Consider the following 20,541-nt stretch of genomic DNA (forward strand, 5'->3'; position numbering starts at 1 on the left):
AAAATAATTAAACATACTTGTTACTATCTATAGTTTCTTAGTTAACTTTTTCTAAAATTTATGATTTTAGAGAAAATTCATAAAATAGAATTAAAATATTATAAGTAATTGTTGACTTTGCTTAAAACAGTAATTTTCTATATATAAATAGCACAAGAAAGATAGGTTTTTATATAAATAAGTTACTTTAGAAAATTATTAGATTTTAATTTTTATGTAAATTTTAATAAATAGAACTAAAATTTTATTTTTTATTATTGATATAATGGATAAAAAATATTTATTTATTTTAAAAATAGGGGACTTGTAATCAATGCTTATTTTTAAATACCATTAAAAACATTTTTTTATCTTCTATGATAAATATCTCAAGAAGGCTCTCAGCTAGGTTTAAATTGTTTACTGATCACTGTTTAAGCCGCTTATAAATTTAAGAATCAGACTTTTTTACCATAAACTAGTTGAAGATCTTATCTTAATTAAGATATTTTTTTAGGAGTGTCCATTGTCATTTTCCAGAAACAACCAAGAGACAATTGAATAAACTTAAGTCATCAAAATTTATAATAGACTCTTCGAGATCATGACTAACTACTAAGATAGTTTCTTCGGTTACAATTAATTATCAAAAGATACTAGATAAACTATTCCCTGATTTACCGAAATTAATCCTGATATCGCTTTTTTTAGGTAACTTTTTTCGCTCTATTGGAGCCAATTACTCCTGTTAACTTTTCTTGTTTAACCTTGACCTTGAATGTAATATCTAATAGTTCCTCCCTCCCCTGTGGGGTAATATCCCTCTAAATTGTTAACTGTGATTCCGTAATTTTTTATTGATTTTATCTTTAATTTTTATACAATAAATTGTTTCCTATATAACTAAAAAATGAGACGATCATGATAATCTCTTCTTAAAGAGATTATCGAAATGATAAATCATTGACAAAGGCCATTGACTTAGGGAACTATTTTAAGATCGAAAATTAATGACTATTAGCCGTCTGATTCTCAAGGAACAGTAGATACTACCTTTAAGTTATTATCTATCAGTTCAGTTATCGAAGATTTTGGGGGTTAATCATGAGTAAATTTTTGAACCGGAAGCTGAGCTTCATATTTATAAACTTGTTCCTGTTAATGGCGTAGCCTTAGAAGAAGTAGATTTAATTGTGTATTGTAATTACAATGATGTCCGACTTAGATTAATTAGATTGATTAAAATTGCAAAAATTACAGGAATTAAAGATAGCGAAAACCTGATCTCCATGTGTAGGGAGATAATAAAAATGCGATTAAAACGGTAGAAGTAGTTCGAGATGAATTAGTAGAATCTTCTCCCGAAGATGAAAGAATTTTCCGACAAAAAATCGCAATATTGACGGTAAATCTAATATGGTTGAATATATTGGTGAATTGTAACAGTTTTAGCTTGATAATAAAAGTTAATCACTACCCATTGTGCGTTTTAAGTTTACGCTAAAGCTTATGGGTTAACGGTAACGGAAACGTCGATTAACATGAGCACTGAAGAACAACTGAGGGTATAAACAATAAATAAATAGCTCAATTTATCGAAAATACTTAATTTTAAGACTATTATTGCCCCAAATACAGTCAACCCGTATATTGATACAGTTGCCCAAAAAGCAGAGGTAAGGCAAGTTTATACCCACTTTATAATCATAATTATATTCGGTTTTCTGGGAGCGAAGAAGATAGTCATATTAAAATGTTGTGGGCTAATCCTTGCACCATTTTAAAGAGTTTAACGATTGAGTAACAGAGTAATCAGAAAGAATATTGCCAATCAATCTTCCTTATATTCTCATGCAGTATAAGAACCTATGACTTTATTAGTTAATTCAAGGTGAAGATTTTTAGAGAGTCTCTTTTCTGTATATTTAATGGTGAATAATTGAGCAGAGCAAATAATTTAACTAAAAAATTAAATCTGGATCTTCTAAATTAGGTATGATAAATCAGTAGCTGATAATTTCCAAGACTCTTATTTTGAATATATTCTGTAACTCTAAAAATTTTCTTCTTATAGAAGTATAAGTTAAGTTTTTATAATCTTAGAAAGATTGTAAAGTAAGATTTTCAGCTTGTGTTTATTATGATTTTTTCACGGCTGGTCTGAAAAAGTCATCATTGTTTTAGGTACATTTTATCGCCTCGCCTTGGCTAGATTAGCTCCTTCTACTATTCAAGTTAGCTCTCACTATAATCCATTTAACTAATCAGCATTCGTTTAACAAATATTTCTGTATAACCCAGGAAGCCTTGCAAGGGTAGCTTTATTTTGCTGAACCCCTGTCTTAATCTCCTCGCAATTGTGGTTGTTTTCGGTCGCACCTATTGTGGGAGCGATGTTAGTAGTATAGCTATACAAAAGTTTTTTTTGAACCTAGAGGTAACCTTAATTGAACCCGGAGAAGTTCCTCAAAATAGTGCTTAATCAATTAACAATTGTCTCTAGATTTTTTCTGATGTACATAAATACTGATCAAATTTTAGTTGAACAAAGTTCCTTTGCTACAACTTTCAGGCATAATGAAAAAGCAACTGAGGTTAGCGAGCGACTCAAAATGCCTATGCCTTCTTCCCCCAGTCGTCCATATAAAAGTAAACTTTTCAATTTCGTGAATCGTCAGTCCTTAGAGTTACGTGATAATCTAGTCCGTGTTGTCCGACATCTAAGGGTTATGGCTGAGTGGGGAACGCAAATTTTTGTTTATCCATTGTACTTGTTTGTGCAAGCAAGCCGAACAGTTCGACGGCAATTGGGACAAACTGTTGAAGAAATTTGCTTATCTTCTGAGGAAATTTCTTCTTTTCCCTTGAATAGTGATCGTCCCCTAAATAAAGTTTTACAAAAAATTGAACCTTGGTTGGACTCTTCCGAATTTCTATTGGGGAAAGAAGTTACACAGACAGAAACTGACAGCGGTAATTTGGCTCGAAAGTTCACAATTAAAGGAATTGCTAGTGTTTTAGATAGCAGTTGTCTAGTGTTAGTTAAGTCAAACAATCAAACGGTTGATCTTCTTTCCCCTAGTCAACAAAAAATTCTTCAAAAGCTTATTCAAGTAGAAACTGCTAACTATTGCTACGATCGTCGTTTCAAACTAGCTCAATCTCGCAAAACTCCTGGCTTAATCTCTAACTTTTCTACTAACTCCCAAAATGTATTACCTCCAGTACGCTGGTTTTGGCAAAGAATGCGATGGATGCAAACAAGTCCAATAGCAACAAGACTTAATCTATTTGGGGAATCTTTTTTAAGAGTTAGAATTGAGCATCAGCTAGTCAGCAGTGTAGTGAAACAATCATCTAATTTTAATGTTGAACACCTAAAAAACTTTACTCAAACAGGAACAGACTATTTTCACAGAAAATCTCAATCAAAAAAATTATTCTCTGAAACTAATCAATTAATTAATATCTGTTCAATAGGTAAGTTAAAAAGATCGTCTTCTCTACAAAAGAGACCTGAATTATTTGAATATAATATCATTAGTTCTAGTGTAAAAATAATTAAAAAGATTAGAAAAAAGCTACAGCAATCAATCAAATCATCTTTGATAGAAGAAAAAAACAACCCGTTTCAACTTAAAATATTTATTTTTGCTGCTATTGATTACCTTCTTGGCAAGAAAACTTCTAATCTTCGATTAAAACCAAAGCAATCTATTAAAACTATTAAATCTAATTTTTTATTTCCCAACTTTGGCCCACATAAATATGAATTAATTAATGAAGATCTCGATGATCTCTGGTTATCTTGGGATGATCTTTATGCAGAAGAAAAAACTTCTAACTCATTGAAAAATTTAACTGATCCACCCATGGCTTTATCACGAGCTTATAAAGAAGAAACTAACTTAGATAAATCTTTAAAAGAAGATATAAAAGTACTTCTTAAACACCAGAATAAGCGGAGAGAGAACAAAAAAAATAAGAAGCTTAAACCTGTTGCTATATCTGTCTCTGACGTGAAACCAAAACAGGATTTTATTGGTATAATTCAATCTACTTATCCCGCCGTCATTGAAACCGAAGCTAAGTCTACGGGGTATGTTAAACATCCCTTAGAGAATATATTAGGATGGCTTGACATGATTATTTCTTGGCTAGAAAGATTAGGAAGTAAACTATGGGAAGCATTACGAAAGTTAACTAAATAGTATTAGTGTTTCCTATAATGTTAGGACACTCTAACTTCACCTTCAATGAAGTTAGAGTAAAATTTGACTAGGAGTTGGTTGCAAATATCTTTATTGAAACTCAGCAGTATATTCATGAGCTAATTGTGTTCAGCTTCTTTCTACAAAAAAGGTTACACTCAATATCTTATGAGAAAAAAAGATAAGCTTTAGGGGTAAAAAAACGCTACTATACTCATAGATAATATATGAACGATAGTATCTTCTAGATATGAGTATATCTACATGAGTCAAAGAACCCTATTCGACAAGGTTTGGGATGCCCATACCGTCAAAATTTTACCCTCAGGACAAACCCAACTCTTTATTGGACTCCATCTAATTCACGAAGTCACCAGTCCTCAGGCATTCGCTATGTTGCGTGAAAGAGAACTGGAAGTATTGTATCGTAACCGCACTATCGCCACCGTCGATCACATTGTCCCGACAGAAAATCAATCTCGTCCATTCGCTGACTATCTGGCCGAAGAGATGATTCAAGCGTTAGAAAGCAACTCTAAAGAGAACGGCATCACTTTCTATGGTATTGGCTCAGGAAATCAAGGAATTGTCCATGTTATCGCACCGGAACAAGGGTTAACCCAACCAGGTATGACCATTGCCTGTGGGGACTCTCATACCTCCACCCACGGGGCTTTTGGAGCGATTGCCTTTGGGGTGGGAACCTCTCAAGTTAGGGATATCTTAGCTTCTCAGACTCTAGCTCTGTCTAAGCTAAAAGTCCGCAAAATTGAAGTTAACGGGACTTTAGGCTCTGGAGTATATGCTAAAGATGTGATACTCCATGTTATACGTAAATTGGGAGTCAAAGGAGGGGTGGGTTATGCCTATGAATACGCCGGAACTACCTTTGAGGACATGTCCATGGAAGAAAGAATGACGGTGTGTAATATGTCTATTGAAGGAGGGGCTAGATGCGGCTATGTCAACCCTGACCAAGTGACTTTTGACTACCTTGACGGGAGAGATTTTTCTCCCAGAGGAAACAATTGGAATAGGGCAGTGCAATGGTGGAAAAGTATCCGCTCTGATGAGAATGCAATCTATGATGATATTGTTACATTTGACGCTGCAGAGATTGAGCCGACGATTACTTGGGGAATTACCCCAGGTCAAGGAATTGGAATTAATGAAAAGATTCCTGCCCCTAGAAGTTTGCCCGATAGTGAGCGCGCGATTGCCCAAGAGGCTTATCAGTATATGCAACTGTCCCCAGGAACCTCCATCAAAGGCACTAAGGTGGATGTTTGCTTTATCGGGAGTTGCACTAATGGTCGTATTAGCGACTTAAGAGAAGCAGCTAAATTTGCCCAAGGATACCGGGTTTCTCCAGGGGTCAAAGCTTTTGTAGTTCCAGGTTCAGAACGGGTAAAACTCCAGGCCGAAGCCGAAGGTCTTGACAAAATCTTTGTTGAAGCTGGATTTGAATGGCGCGAAGCTGGATGTTCGATGTGTTTGGCTATGAACCCTGATAAGTTAAAAGGAGATCAAATCAGTGCCTCCTCCTCTAACCGTAATTTCAAAGGCCGTCAGGGCTCATCTACTGGACGAACTTTGTTAATGAGTCCAGCAATGGTAGTAGTCGCAGCTATTAAGGGAAAAGTAGTTGATATCCGGGAATTTTTATCCTAATGCCAGGGCGGGGTGGCAATACCAATATTATGTCAGATAAACAATGAGACCTATGTATGTATCTTAAACTCTAGTAGCCGAAAATTATTTGTATTGGTCTATAAAAATTGTCTTTTTTAGAGTTTACTACAAAATATTATACTTTTTCTTTTCTATAAACGACCATTTGAAAGCATTATCTGAACTTCTTTTGGCCAAGGTGAAACTTCTATTCATACTAAAATTCCCTAAACTAAGTTAGATCAACAAAAGTTCTTTCCATATTCAGGACTGTAGTTTCTGTGCTTAATGAACTAAAAAATATTAATTGTATATCCTTTGCCGATTATATTTAGTCTAGAAACTTGCTTACTTATTGTAATTGCTCTTTAACTCGCGCAAAGTCGCTTTAAAGCTTTCTAAACAAGCCATTTACTTAACATAGAATATGTTAAGTACTACTCCCCCTTAGAGTTTTCAGTTTGTGATCGCTGGAGCAGTTATTTTAGTAACTGTAGGCTACTTACTCAAAAAGCTGAGCCGATTTTATTTATGTTTATAAATTTGAACATAGTTACAACAACTAAAGAAGGAAACAAATTTTCACTGTGATTTAAGTGTAAAATTGCTTAACAATTATTTTGTGTCGTCATAAACGTCACTTAAATGTATTACGCTCTGAGTGGTTTATAGCCAGCCTCCTGCGCTGGCTTTAAGGGAAAAACCGATTTTCCCTTAAATACCATTTGTAAGACCTAAACCCTGTAGACCTAGTATGAAAAAAGACCTAACTCGTTATCGTAATATTGGCATCTTCGCTCACGTCGATGCGGGAAAAACTACCACTACCGAAAGAATTCTCAAACTAACCGGAAAAATTCACAAAATCGGTGAAGTTCATGAAGGCGCGGCTACCACCGACTTCATGGAACAGGAGCAGGAGCGTGGAATCACTATTCAATCTGCCGCTACCAGTTGTTTTTGGAAAGATCACCAACTCAATATCATTGATACTCCAGGTCACGTTGACTTTACTATCGAAGTTTATCGCTCTCTCAAGGTACTTGATGGGGGAATTGGAGTATTCTGTGGCTCAGGTGGAGTAGAACCACAGTCAGAGACCAATTGGCGTTATGCTAACGACTCCAAAGTCGCTCGAATTATTTACGTTAATAAACTTGATCGTACGGGGGCTGATTTTTTTTCAGTTATCAAGCAAGTTGAAGATGTTCTGGCAGCTAAACCCTTAATCATGGTGTTACCCATTGGGATAGAAAGTGAATTCTGTGGAGTTGTTGATTTAATAACTGAAAAAGCTTGGATTTGGGATAATTCAGGGGATCCCCTGAATTATGAAATTAAAGAAGTTCCTACCGATATGGTTGATCAAGTCACTTTCTACCGTGAACAGTTAATCGAAATAGTGGTTGAACAGGATGACGATATCATGGAAAAATATCTTGAGGGGGAAGAATTGACTATAGATGAAATTAAGTCCTGTATCCGTAAAGGAACCCGTGATCTTGTCTTTTTTCCCAGCTACTGTGGTTCCTCCTTCAAAAACAAAGGGGTACAGTTAGTTCTTGATGCTGTAGTCGACTATCTTCCTAACCCAACCGAACTTGACCCTCAACCTGAGGTTGATCTCGAAGGTAACGAAACAGGGAAGTTTGCTATTGTCGACCCAGAGAAACCTCTACGGGCCTTAGCCTTCAAGATCATGGATGATCGTTTTGGCGCACTCACCTTCACTCGTTTATATTCTGGAACCCTTTCCAAAGGAGATATAGTACTCAACACCGCCACGGGAAAAAGCGAAAGGGTTAGCCGTTTGGTGGAAATGCACGCTAATTTTCGTGAAGAAATTGAAACTGCACAGGCCGGAGATATTGTGGCAATTGTAGGGATGAAAAACGTCCAAACAGGTCATACACTCTGTGATCCTCAATTTCCAGCTACTTTGGAACCTATGGTCTTTCCTGACCCTGTAATTTCTGTTTCTGTCTCTCCCAAAAAAAAAGGAGAAAACGAAAAAATGGGTATGGCACTCAGCAAGATGGTTCAAGAAGACCCATCATTCTATGTAGAAACAGATAAAGACAGCGGCGAAGTTATTATGAAAGGGATGGGAGAACTTCACCTCGACATCAAGGTGGACATCCTTAAACGAACCCATGGAGTTGAAGTCGAGGTGGGTAAACCCCAAGTTGCTTACCGCGAGTCTATTACCAAAACCATCAATGATACCTATATCCACAAGAAACAATCTGGGGGTTCTGGTCAATTCGGGAAAATTGACTATATTATTGAACCCGGGGAACCTGGTAGCGGATTTTCTTTCGAGTCTAAAGTGACTGGAGGTAACGTTCCCAGAGAATTTTGGCCGGCAGTTCAGAAAGGATTTGAAAATAGTATTAATAAAGGGGTTTTAGCTGGTTTCCCCTGTGTGGATCTTAAGGTAACGTTAACCGATGGTGGATACCACCCTGTTGACTCCTCTGCGATTGCTTTCGAAATTGCTGCACGGGCCGGTTATCGTCAATCCATTCCTAAAGCAGGTCCTCAACTTCTCGAACCTATTATGAATGTGGATGTGTTTACCCCCGAAGATTATATGGGAGATGTAATTGGTGATCTTAACCGTCGTCGAGGAATGATTAAGTCTCAAAATTCAACTACTATGGGAGCTAGAATCAAGTCCGATGTCCCCTTAAGTGAGATGTTTGGTTATATTGGAGACTTACGTACCATGACTTCGGGCCGGGGACAATTCTCTATGGAGTTTTCTCACTATGCACCTTGTCCTAATAATGTGGCCGAAGAGGTAATCGCTGAAGTCAAAGAACGTCAGGCCACTTCTTAAATTTTTCATTGTTAAAAAATTCCTGATCGCTATTATTTTCGATCAGGAATTTTTTATACTAGAAGCAGATATCCTCGAAAATATTTCTAAGGTACAATCTGATTAGTGCTAGATAAAATTAATTCATAAAGTTAACCAGCAAACGAGTAAAATTATGCCTTATACATTAATAGTAAAATTGCAGGCTTAACGACAGGAACAGTCCTACAACGCCAGGGAATTAAAATTTTTAAAAAAAGCAAGGTAGGGCACAATTACTCACTGTTATGGACCCATAATTTTAACTTTAGGTTAATCAATCAATGGTTACAACACCATGTTATTACGGAATGCTTAGAACAATTAACTGGTACTCAACAACCTTGTTATCGGGGTCGTGAAATTAGTCCTAATATTGCTCTATTAAGCATTTAGCCTGAGACTTAGAAATCTATACCTAAACACGGGGAATTAAAATTGCTTGAGATGCTTACTAACAAAAAATAAGACTAATTTTCACAGAAGTAGTTTAATTTTGACCACTCCTATACTCTAATCCTTAATTCTGCTCGAGAATTCAGCTATCGCTTTTTCTTCCCCTTGAAGTATAGTATGAACCAGATTAGTTACTAACTTACCATAACTTTGTTCGCGTCACTTGACCACAGAAGTTCAATCCATGAAGCAGAAGAATTACATTTCAACGATCCTTCCTTAGCGTGGATAGCTTGCAATCACAAAAAAGTAATTTTTACCAAAAAGTTGGACAATACACTACATACTGTGCTCGAGTTAAGTCAAACTTATTGAGGAACATATAACGCCACAATGGTCAAAAAAATATTTAAAATATCTTCTCTATGATTAAATTAGTCAATCATAGACTATCAAGTTCATCGATGCGATTATAGTCATCCGAACAATATTTATCGAGAACCTTATATACTATTAAGATAGTAAATCTACCAGGTTTGTTTATAATGGGAGGAGATAGATTTTCCATAAATAAAACCCAAGATATATCTCTAAATTTTGGAAAAGTAATCTTCTCAGCCTAAGCAAAAACTAATTACTTTCTGACTTTAAGAGCAGATCACTTTCAGAAAAATTATTAGATTATCTATTTTTTACTAAAAAATTGTACTTATTTAAATTTTACTAGTTATTTAAATTAATTTAAATAACTAGTAAAATTTAAATAATAATTTAGATGAATAAAGTCAACCAATTTGACTAGATAAAAATTATTACTTCTCAAAATCTTCATAAAAAATCTTAATTATTTTTAGAAAAATCCTAGAAACTATTACGATAAATCACGTTAGCTTAAAGAAAAATTCATAAAGTACCTCTTAAAATAGACTAGATTCTGAAATAACAGAAAAATTGTCTATAAAAATTTTGGCTTAAGGTTATTTTTATTTATAGAGAGTCCTCTATTAGGTTAGAACTAAAAGTGATACAAATAACCAACAACTAAATTCCGAGTGAGGTTAAACATAACGGTAAGAAAAATGTGTCAATAGAATAGGTAAATGCTGTTTATTTTTATAATGTAAGTTTAAATGATCACAGACGAGACAAAGCCACAAATATTTTCCTTGACAACTCCTTTGTATTATGTTAACGACGTGCCTCACATGGGGAGCGCCTATACAACTATGGTGGCTGATGTCATAGCACGCTTTAAACGACTTAAAGGAGCCTCAGTTCTGTTTATCACAGGAACTGACGAACATGGGCAGAAAATCCAGCGCACTGCAGTAGAAAAAGATCTTGATCCGCAACAACATTGCGATCAGGTTGTGACAAGTTTTAAAGATCTATGGCAAAAGTTGAATATTCAATATGATCGCTTTAGCCGCACTACCAGTCAACATCATGAAACGATCGTCAAGGAATTTTTCCAACGAGTCTACGACAATAACGACATTTACCTAGCTCAACAACAGGGATGGTATTGTGTTCCTTGCGAGGAATTCAAAGAAAAACGGGAATTACGAGAAGATGCGTGTTGTCCTCTTCATCCCAATAAAAAAGCTGAATGGCGTGACGAAGAAAACTATTTCTTTCGTCTGTCCAAATATCAAGAAGCTCTCGAAACCTTGTATGAAGAACATTATGATTTTATTGAACCAGAAACCCGCCGAAATGAAATCTTGAAGTTTGTTAAGCAAGGGTTACAAGATTTCTCAATTTCCCGTGTTAATGTTAGTTGGGGTTTTCCTGTTCCAGTCGATGTCAATCATACCATTTATGTTTGGTTTGATGCCCTTCTAGGATATATAAGTGCTTTACTTGATTCTAATCAGAAACCGACCCTAGAAAATGCCTTATCTAAATGGTGGCCTATTAATCTTCACTTAATTGGGAAGGATATTTTGCGCTTCCATGCAGTATATTGGCCAGCCATGTTGATGTCAGCTAAATTACCTTTACCTAAAAAAATTTTTAGCCATGGATTTCTGACTAAAAATGGTCAAAAAATGAGTAAAACTTTAGGTAATACACTTAATCCTTTTTATTTAGTAGACCGTTATGGCTCCGATGCTGTGCGTTACTATTTTCTCAAAGAAATTGAATGTGGACGCGATGGAGACTTCAATGAAACCCGTTTTGTTAATGTTCTCAATGCTGATTTAGCTAATGATTTAGGAAATTTGCTCAACCGAACTCTTGGGATGACCAGAAAATACTGTAAAGGGATAATTCCTCGAGTAGTTAATTTTCCTTTAGACTATCCCTTAAAAAATACTGGTCAAGATTTGGGGACGAGAGTAACTCAAGCCTATGAAACAATCAAGTTTGATCAGGTTTGTAAAGAAATTTTCAGTCTAATTCGGGCAAGTAATAAATTCATTGATGAACAAGCTCCCTGGAGTTTATTCAAACAAGGAAAACAAGCGGAAGTCGAAACTATTCTGGCTGCTGTGTTAGAATCAGTCCGCCTGAGTGCTTACTTATTGTCCCCAATAATTCCCAATTTAAGTAATAACATCTACCAACAATTGGGTTTATCTGTTGATTTTAATGACGGCGATTACGTCCATCAAAATGCTCCCTTCACTCAACATAGTCAGTGGGGAAAAATTGAAGTTAGTCAAACTTTAACTAAAACCCAACCTATTTTTGTTAGGCTTAACCTTCCTGAGGAAGAATCTACCTAAACAGGGTGCTAGAAAAACAATGTTTCTATTACACCTTTTCCCAATTTACAAATACTATGAAATATAAGCCAGAAATAACAAACCCATTTCACAAACCATACCTTCTCCATAATCAACCAGGAATAAGACAAATGTTTGAAGAATTTGAAGATGATTCTATATTTACGCCAGAACAGGTATTAGAAAATAGAGGACGTGTTGCGATTTTTATTGATGGCTCTAATTTATTTTATGCTGCTCTTCAATTAGGAATTGAAATTGACTATACAAAGTTGCTGTGTCGACTGACAGGAGGATCTCGGTTATTAAGAGCTTTCTTTTATACTGGAGTTGATCGCACCAACGAAAAACAACAGGGTTTTTTATTGTGGATGCGTCGTAATGGTTATCGAGTAATCGCTAAAGACTTGGTTCAATTACCCGACGGCTCAAAAAAAGCTAACTTAGACGTAGAAATTGCCGTTGATCTCATGGCTTTAGTCGGAGCTTATGATACCTCCGTAATCGTCAGTGGCGATGGAGACTTAGCCTATGCAGCTGATTCCGTTAGCTATCGAGGAGCGCGCATCGAAGTTGTTAGCTTGCGTTCGATGACTAGTGATAGTTTAATCAATGTCGCTGATCGTTATATTGATCTCGACCAAATAAAAGAAGATATTCAAAAAACTCCCAAACCGAACATGTCTTATGGTAGTCTTTCGGGGGTCGGGATGTTAGATAGCAATAAACCAAGATAAGGTAGGTAAGTCAGACTCAAATAACTTCAACCAAATGGATGGCTTAAATTTTATTCAGAAGCGGCATCTCCAACCCAATTGGATTTTAACAGTCGGAGTGCTGTTTCTCCTCTCAGCTATCACTTCCTGCAAAGGAAACAATCAACCTCAGAGCAATCCTGACAACTCACAGCAGGAAGCTGCTAATGCAGAAAGTCAATTAATTCTCAACAACGCAACCTTAGAGCAATCTAATGCAAAAGGAGAAATGCTTTGGAAAATTCAAGTAGATGAGGCCGCCTACAGTCCTGATCGTAAAAAAGCTCAATTAACTGCCGTAAAAGGCAATATTTTTCAAGATGGTAAAATTGTACTTCGTATTAAAGCTGACCAGGGAGAAATTGCTCAAGATGGACAAAAAATTTATCTTAAAGAGAACATTGTTGCTGTCGATCCTCGTAACAACGCGGTAATGCAGAGTGACGAAGTGGAGTGGAGACCCCAAGAATCTGTCCTCATGATACGAAAAAATCTGCGGGGCTCCCATCCTCAACTTACGGCTTCTGCCAAGGAGGGTAAGTATTATGCTACTAAGCAGAAACTTGAATTTATAGGCAATATTATTGCTATTTCAAAAAAGCCTCGGATGCAACTGAAAACAGAACATCTACTATGGAAGATTCCTGAACAAAAGGTAATTGGTGATCGTTTACTTAACATAGTTCATTTCCAAGATAAAATCATCACCGACAAACTAGTTGCTAACTATGCTGAAATTCACCTCAACATCAAACAGGTCATTGTTAAAAACAATATTGAATTCAAATCAATTAAACCTCCGATACAAGTAGCAACCAACGAATTTATTTGGAAATACGAAGCACGCCAACTCACCTCAAGCAAACCTGTCAAATTAATTCACTATCAACAGGGAGTTATCATCACTGGCAACCAAGCTGAGGTCGATCTAACTAATAGTATCGCTTATCTTCGGGGTGGCGTTCAAGGTAATAGTATGGCTAATGCTGCCAAACTATATTCAAACAATCTTACCTGGAATGTTAACACTCAGATTATTGAAGCCTTGGGAAATGTCATTTACGAACAAACCGCTCCCGACTTTAATTTAACTGGGGAAAAAGCCGTAGGCACTATACATGATAACAAAATCGTTGTCAGTGGCAATGCTCGAGATCGAGTCGTAACGGAAATTTTCACTAAATAACTTAAACTAACTTTCTTTTATGAGAATGGTATTACCTATGAGTGTAATTACCTCTACCATTATGAATCCTTGCATTTTACTAGTACAACTTGACAAATACTTTAATCAACGCGCGAAAGCTGATCTGATAGAAATTGGTTACACTCCAGTGATTGTATCTGATGCTCATCAAGCTCTACTCGAAGCCGAAAAGCAACAACCGGCTATGATAGTTATTGATCATCACCGCTCAAAAAAAGCTGGGTTGACTTTGTGCCGTCAGTTGAGAAAGGTTCAAAACCGAGTGTTGATTATTATGGTGCTTGATAAAGAAAGCGTTGAAGAAAGAGTGGCTTGTTTAGAAGTAGGAGCCGATGACTATATATTGAAAACTTATCATACTGAAAACCTATTTAGATTAGTCCATTTTTATTTGAATACTACTGAAACAGTTACTGAAAGACTTCAATTTGATCATTTAATGTTGGATTTGAACAGCCGCCAACTTTTTATAGATGAAACAGCCATTGATTTGACTATGAAGGAATTTGAATTACTTAAATACCTCATGTCTTACCCTAAAGAAATATTAACACGAGATAAAATTTTAGAAAATGTTTGGGGATATGATTTTCAAGGCGAATCTAATGTAATCGAAGTTTATATTCGTTATTTACGCTTAAAAATAGAGAGTAAAAATCAAAAACGATTAATCCACACTGTTCGTGGTATTGGCTATGTTCTACGAGAAGGATAGTCAAAAAAAAGCGAAAAAAGGGGAAAAATTCGACTTTGGACTTTTTTGTTATCTTTAACTGTAATTTTTTCTAAACACTCATGTAAGATGGGACTTGCAATGAAATTATCGATTTTCTTAACCTCAACTGTTATGATTGCTATTTTATCTTTTGAATATTCTTTTCCAGAGCAGACTGAATCCCAGTTTAGTAAGGTTGAGAGTAAACTAAAAATAATTGCCCAAACCCAAGGTTAAAGCATCCCCCTGGAAGCCAAGGCAATGTTCAATGAACAAGTGAATGTTGCTGTCTTTCTACTTTCGTCGAGATATCTCCATAGTCATCACTACTGACTAGCTATGGGCTCTAAATGTGTAGGTTTTTAAACATCAGAAAAACCTTTTTTCTATTTCGAATTCCTCAGCATTGTTGATTGCCCAACATAGTATGTGGACACGTATACCCACCAGCTAGAGTAATAAGGTTCACCCTTTAATTTCTTGGCGTATCCTCAAGTGTCTATTAAACTAATTCTAGTCTAGCTTAGTCGTTAAGTACTGAGCAGCTTTAATTCTGAGACGGCAATGTTACGATTATTCCCCTTCGGTTCGATACATCCCGCTTGTTTATAGCGCGGGGCTTACCGCACGGAAGCTAAATAGAAAAGTCCCAATCTTGTTCAACAAAGTTAAAAATTAGTGTTAAATTTATGCTAATTAGTGTCTCTGTTAGTTTTGAGCTTCTCATTCTAGAAAATTTTCTAAGTCTTTCAGTATTAGTTGATAGTTAAACCACTACCTAAATAACTCCTAATATAATGTTGTTCATTTATGTCTTACGACTAATTTCTTCTACATCGAAGAATAAATCTTTAAGTTGACGATTCTTAGATGTAAAGTATCTTTAAATAAAGGACAAAGTTAACTGAAATACTAGTCTACCTTAAGTGAAATTCTGTCCAATCTCGTAATGGAAAGTTCAGTGGATAGATAGTGTGAGAATAATACGAAGAAACTTAGAGAAGCCTTGAGGATTTGTCTCCATTGAGATTTGATGAACAAGGAATAAGTAAACGTAGTCACGTATACATTTTTCAATAGTATTTAGTTATCTTCATTAGCTTCCTAACATAGTAGATAGACGGTTGGTTAACTTGTTTAATTTAAAATCAAGAGAGCGCGCAAGGAATAAAACCAAAAGTGGATAGGCTCAGAAAACTAGGATAAAATGCTCTAATAACTTCTGGCTTAAACTATGTTTAAAACTCAAGAATTACGGATTGGTTGGCTCTATCCTACCTTAATGAGTACCTATGGTGATCGCGGTAACGTCATCTGTCTTCAACGTCGTTGTCAATGGCGTGGACTCAATGTTACTATTGTTCCTGTCACTCAGCAAACAGAAGCCTCGATATTCAAAGAAATCGATGTCATTGTCGGGGGTGGCGCGCAAGATCGTCAACAAGAAATTGTGATGCGAGATTTACGAGGGGCTAAAGCTGAGGCTTTTAAGGAGAAAGTTGAAGAAGGAACCCCTGGAGTGTTTACCTGCGGTTCTCCTCAGCTTTTGGGTCATTACTATGAACCTGCTTTAGGACGACGCATTGAAGGCTTAGGATTACTGGATTTAGTTAGTAAACATCCCGGGGCGAATGTATCTCGTTGTATTGGTGATGTTGTCTTTGAAATCACTTCTAGTCCCCTAGCAGAAACTTTAAGAAAACAATTAGGGAAACCTCCGATTATTATCGGATTTGAGAATCATGGAGGGCGAACTTATTTAGGAAAAGTTGAACCTTTAGGAAAAATGATTAAAGGGTATGGGAATAACGGTGAAGATGGTTATGAAGGAGCTTTTTATCGTCATGTGATCGCTACTTATTGCCACGGACCTTTGTTACCTAAAAATCCTTTTATTGCTGACTGGTTAATTCAAACAGCTTTACAAGAAAAATATCAAGCCGAAATTTCCTTAGACCCTCTTGATGATTCTCTCGTAGAACAAGCTAGGAAAGCAATGTTAAAACGCCTTGAAGTTAATTGTTAACTCAGTCCTATAATTTATTTTTTAAAAATATATTTTCCCGCTTAAACTGATATTAATTATTAAAATTTTTTAGTTTATTTACTTTTATATACCTAAATAAAACTACTATGATATCAAGAACAAATATGGGTGAATCGACGATTGAAATATATTTAAGATTTGACAAAATAGGTAATTCATATTATATTAGTTAACCTATTTTAATACCACTAAATATTATGATAAACTATTTATAACTATAGCATAACAAAATTTTAAGTTTATAATATTTCGCCCAAGCAGCTTATTGAGTTAAGTCAGAAATACTTGCTTAAGTAGAAATGTTTATGCATACCTAATGACGTTCATTTCAAACGCTAAAACAGTTTAGATAACTGTTTGACTTCTAAGGATTTAAATGGATTTAACTTTATATTTTGTTACAAGTCTGTATATAGAGAATTAGTAAAAATATAGTAGGAACTAAAACAAATAGAATAGTAACCATAACGCCAAGATTATTAACTTACATGGATTCTCTTCTTTTGTTTCTTTGAAATAAAAAATAACTACTTTTGGCAAATCATTTTCTTCTGTTATGGAGACTGATATAGTCTCACAATCTCGTTTAGCAGTGGAAAAATTTTAATAGTTCATAGAACTATCGTCAAAGACGATACACTTTATTCGTTAGTCTCACCCGAACTGAATGACCTACAACATCTCCTATACCCTATAACAACAAACATCGCTCAAAGATACACCTAAAGGAGATGAGCAGGGTTTAGTTTTGATCTTAACTGGTTCATTAACCAATGTTTGACAGGATAAGCGATAATTATTGGGCTTTTTCTTAAGTGTACGCTGTTCAGGATCTGTTCTTGGCGATAAATTTTCTATCCCTTCAACAATTTCTCCGATACAAGTCCTACATTGACCATGACCCCCACTATTAATGAGTTTTCTCTTTAAGGTATAGAGATAAATCTGATTTTACAGAGCTTTTTCTCTTAGGTTAGCTCCTTGAGCTGCTACAACATCTTTATTTTCCTTAAACAAAAAAATAGTCGTCTACTCTTATTATCCAAATTGAAGTCTTTAATATTCTTTCATATTTTTAATAAGTTTTAACACTCTGCTAATCTTAACTAACAATTTTGTTTGAGTTAAGTAGTATCTATATGTCTCTAACGGGAACTTGGCGATCACGTAAGTATCCTTTTACTTCACCGATGGTCAACTTACCGCAATGGAGCAAAGAAGCTAATAAAGCAGCTTGAGCACGACCTTTAGAGAAGGATTCATAGATATGTTGACAATTTCCCGCTCCTCCAGAAGCAATTACTGGAATTTCTACACGTTCAGCGATAGTGTGAGTTAATTCTAGATCATATCCAGTCTGAGTTCCATCCGCATCCATACTGGTTACCAACAACTCCCCTGCACCCCGTTTTTCTACGTCTTGTGCCCACTCGATAGCATCTATCCCCGTACTTTCCCGTCCTCCCCGCACATAGACCTCCCAGCCGTCATTATATTTACGCCGTCTAGCATCAATAGCCACTACGATACACTGTTGACCAAAACGATCACTAGCACGGTTGATAAAATCGGGCTTACGAACAGCAGCGGAATTGATGCTAATTTTGTCAGCTCCGGCCCTTAACAGGTTTTTGATATTTTCTAGGGTTTGAATGCCACCCCCAACGGTTAAAGGGATAAAAATGGCTTCGGCAGTACGATAAACGACATCAATAATGGTGTTTCGTCCCTCATGAGTGGCAGTAATATCGAGAAAGATTAATTCATCAGCCCCCGCATCATTGTAAACTTTGGCTAATTCCACAGGATCTCCAGCATCTTGGAGATTAATAAAATTAACACCTTTGACCACGCGACCGGCACTAACATCGAGACAAGGTAAAATTCGTTTAGCTAACATTTCGACGAGGTTTTTAGGGTAAATATGTAGTTTATTCCTAATTTTAGACTTAAAAAGTAATCACTTAAATAAGAGTTGATTTTCAGTTTAATTGTTCAGAGCTTCAATGTTTACTTCTCCTTTTTCGGTTATCCAAGCGAGAGTTTTAACGTGATTTTTTAGCGCATAATTACGAATTTCTTCGGTAGAACGTCCCCCCAATTCTAGGGCTACCCTTAACTTTTCTGAAGACTGTCTAAGTTGTTGAGCATAACTTAAGGCCATTGATTGGGCCTGGGAAGTTTGAGCAATCACGAGAAAATCAATTAGAGGAGGAGTTTGTGGCAAAATAGCAGTAGTTAATAAATAAGTGTATAGGTCTTCAAGATTGAAAGAAAATCCAATACCTGGAGTTGATGTTTGCTGAGGATGGTAAACCCCAAGAAGTTTGTCATAGCGTCCACCCTGGCCTAAAATTTGTAATTGATTGTTACTTTTACCAACAGCTTTAAACACAATTCCTGTATAGTAATCAAAGGTTTGAATTAAACTTAAATCCAAGGTAAATGGAAAAGGCTTTGACCAGCTTGTTTCAATTAGTTCGACCAATGATTTTAAATCATTTACACTTTTTTGTCCAGCTTTATCCAACTCTAATTGGAAAATTTTTTGGAGTACCTGAGCAGGAGTTCCCCGTAAATCAAACAATAGTTTTCCTCGTTGTTGTAAGTCAACAGAAGGGTAGTCAAGATTTTCCAAGGTTACATAGTCAAGTTGAGCCAAACATTGACGCACCTGACTTTTAAGGGAACCTGGAAAAGGTTCAAGAAGCGATCGCGTCAGACTGGCTTCTCCTAGAATAAGATGCCAATAGGGAGTTCCTAACTGTTCAAGACAATTAGCGACTAATAATAAAATTTCCGCATCCGCTAAAACTCCTCCCGAAAAAAGTAATTCTACCCCGGCTTGATAAAACTCTAATTGTTTTCCGTGATGACCCACCGGAGGCTCTCGAAAAACATTAGCACGATAACAGAGGCGTTGGGGATAGGTAGTATCAGCCATGCGAGTAACAGCAGTCCGGGCAATCGAGGCAGTTAGTTCTGGCCGTAATCCTAATTGCCCGGCAGAACTATCCTGTAGTTGAATCACCGTTGAAAGATCAATAGCTCCTCCAGCCATCAATGTTTCTAACCGTTCAATGGTGGAAGTGACAACACGTTGATATCCCCATTGTCCAAATACTTGTTGAAGAAGATCATTAATCCAAGCCTTTTGTACAACTTCGAGGGGAAGTAAGTCTCTTGCTCCTGCGGGTGGTTGATGAATCATGGTTTTCTTTGGCTTATTGCTTTGTATTGTTTTGCCCCAAAAAGGGGAGGGTTAAAGCTTTGTCTTTTAGACTAGCGTAGTGTAATATTGCCTTTTGCTAGTGGAGTAGAAATTACTTCTTTGTCCAAAATAAAAAGTAAAAAAGTTCTCCCTCAATTGATTTGTCAAAAGATTTATTTTTGTCATTGCTCATCAGTTGATCAGTCTATTTTTTAGCTTGAATACCTACTAAGTGTTTAGAGTTTCCTTGCGAAACTTTATTGATATAAACCTTGTTCATGGTGAGTTATTTTTCTGCAAAAGAAGCTAATCATAATGATCCATGACATACTGAATTACTTGGTTCAGTTTTTAGGTCCTCTCGTAATTCTATAATGGCTTAGAACATTATATTCTTGACGATCAAAATGTTAACGTGCTCGTCGAATGACAGAATAAACAACAGAAACAAGAGTTTTTAAAATCTCTAGCGGTTGCTTTGGTTTTTCTAGCTCAGATTCATGTTTAGGCAGTTCAGGAGGAGGTTTAATCCTAGTTTTTACCAATGTTTGACCCAAAGCCTGATATTGTTCATAAGCTAAGGACTTAATTGACTTTTAGATAAAATTAATGGGTGTTTTGAGTCAATGTAACTTGAAATAATTTGTAGGCAGTTTCAGTTCCTAAGGTAATAGCGTTCAATATATCTAGCTAAATCGAGATCATTTAAGCTGGCTTTTCAAGAATGCTTTATAGGCATAATTTACTGATTTTTATG

Annotated in this window: 13 protein-coding genes and 2 pseudogenes; 10 read left to right on the plus strand and 5 right to left on the minus strand. The window is 36.0% G+C overall.

Annotation, left to right across the window (positions count from 1 at the left end):
• Positions 1 to 2,305: 2,305 nt before the first annotated feature.
• The 10 genes from ETSB_RS09970 (at position 2,306) to ETSB_RS05670 (ending at position 16,552) form a co-directional block, all read left to right on the plus strand.
• Positions 2,306 to 2,461, plus strand: coding sequence for a hypothetical protein (locus ETSB_RS09970; RefSeq protein WP_171816417.1), 156 nt, complete (start codon positions 2,306 to 2,308; stop codon positions 2,459 to 2,461).
• A gap of 31 nt (positions 2,462 to 2,492) precedes the next feature.
• Positions 2,493 to 4,190 carry a hypothetical protein gene (locus ETSB_RS05635; RefSeq protein WP_145972242.1) on the plus strand — a complete coding sequence of 566 codons (1,698 nt, stop codon included), beginning with the start codon at positions 2,493 to 2,495 and terminating at the stop codon, positions 4,188 to 4,190.
• A gap of 264 nt (positions 4,191 to 4,454) precedes the next feature.
• Positions 4,455 to 5,861: a 3-isopropylmalate dehydratase large subunit gene (leuC, locus tag ETSB_RS05640; protein ID WP_044106830.1), complete on the plus strand. Its 1,407-nt coding sequence runs from the start codon at positions 4,455 to 4,457 to the stop codon at positions 5,859 to 5,861.
• A 754-nt stretch (positions 5,862 to 6,615) separates the two neighbouring features.
• Positions 6,616 to 8,703, plus strand: coding sequence for an elongation factor G (gene fusA / locus ETSB_RS05645; RefSeq protein ID WP_044106831.1), 2,088 nt, complete (start codon positions 6,616 to 6,618; stop codon positions 8,701 to 8,703).
• Between the two features lie 1,544 nt (positions 8,704 to 10,247).
• Positions 10,248 to 11,849, plus strand: a complete 1,602-nt coding sequence (metG, locus tag ETSB_RS05650; RefSeq protein ID WP_044106832.1) for a methionine--tRNA ligase — start codon at positions 10,248 to 10,250, stop codon at positions 11,847 to 11,849.
• A gap of 131 nt (positions 11,850 to 11,980) precedes the next feature.
• A complete protein-coding gene (locus ETSB_RS05655) occupies positions 11,981 to 12,586 on the plus strand; it encodes a LabA-like NYN domain-containing protein (protein WP_044106834.1) in 606 nt (201 codons plus the stop codon).
• 34 nt (positions 12,587 to 12,620) lie between these two features.
• A complete protein-coding gene (gene lptC / locus ETSB_RS05660; protein ID WP_044106835.1) occupies positions 12,621 to 13,790 on the plus strand; it encodes an LPS export ABC transporter periplasmic protein LptC in 1,170 nt (389 codons plus the stop codon).
• Positions 13,791 to 13,827: 37 nt separating this feature from the next.
• Positions 13,828 to 14,526: a response regulator transcription factor NblR gene (gene nblR / locus ETSB_RS05665; RefSeq protein WP_044107649.1), complete on the plus strand. Its 699-nt coding sequence runs from the start codon at positions 13,828 to 13,830 to the stop codon at positions 14,524 to 14,526.
• Positions 14,527 to 14,625: 99 nt separating this feature from the next.
• Positions 14,626 to 14,763 (plus strand): hypothetical protein, encoded by a 138-nt coding sequence (locus ETSB_RS09975; RefSeq protein ID WP_171816418.1) that lies wholly within the window; start codon positions 14,626 to 14,628, stop codon positions 14,761 to 14,763.
• Between the two features lie 997 nt (positions 14,764 to 15,760).
• Entirely contained in the window at positions 15,761 to 16,552 is a 792-nt protein-coding gene (locus ETSB_RS05670; RefSeq protein WP_044106836.1) for a type 1 glutamine amidotransferase, read from the plus strand.
• Between the two features lie 409 nt (positions 16,553 to 16,961).
• On the opposite strand, the pseudogene psbM reads toward ETSB_RS05670, so the two are convergent.
• The 5 genes and pseudogenes from psbM to ETSB_RS09980 all read right to left on the minus strand — a co-directional run.
• Positions 16,962 to 17,057, minus strand: a pseudogene (gene psbM, locus ETSB_RS09320) (photosystem II reaction center protein PsbM); the annotation flags it as partial.
• 200 nt (positions 17,058 to 17,257) lie between these two features.
• Positions 17,258 to 17,596: pseudogene (locus tag ETSB_RS09325) on the minus strand (2Fe-2S iron-sulfur cluster-binding protein).
• Between the two features lie 112 nt (positions 17,597 to 17,708).
• Positions 17,709 to 18,473 (minus strand): imidazole glycerol phosphate synthase subunit HisF, encoded by a 765-nt coding sequence (gene hisF, locus ETSB_RS05675; protein WP_044106837.1) that lies wholly within the window; start codon positions 18,471 to 18,473, stop codon positions 17,709 to 17,711.
• Positions 18,474 to 18,560: 87 nt separating this feature from the next.
• Entirely contained in the window at positions 18,561 to 19,784 is a 1,224-nt protein-coding gene (locus tag ETSB_RS05680) for an ATP phosphoribosyltransferase regulatory subunit (protein ID WP_044106838.1), read from the minus strand.
• A 410-nt stretch (positions 19,785 to 20,194) separates the two neighbouring features.
• Complete coding sequence (locus tag ETSB_RS09980; protein ID WP_171816419.1) at positions 20,195 to 20,341, minus strand: hypothetical protein; 147 nt, start codon at positions 20,339 to 20,341, stop codon at positions 20,195 to 20,197.
• Positions 20,342 to 20,541: the final 200 nt, after the last annotated feature.

This window comes from cyanobacterium endosymbiont of Epithemia turgida isolate EtSB Lake Yunoko (assembly GCF_000829235.1).
Lineage (GTDB): Bacteria > Cyanobacteriota > Cyanobacteriia > Cyanobacteriales > Microcystaceae > Rippkaea.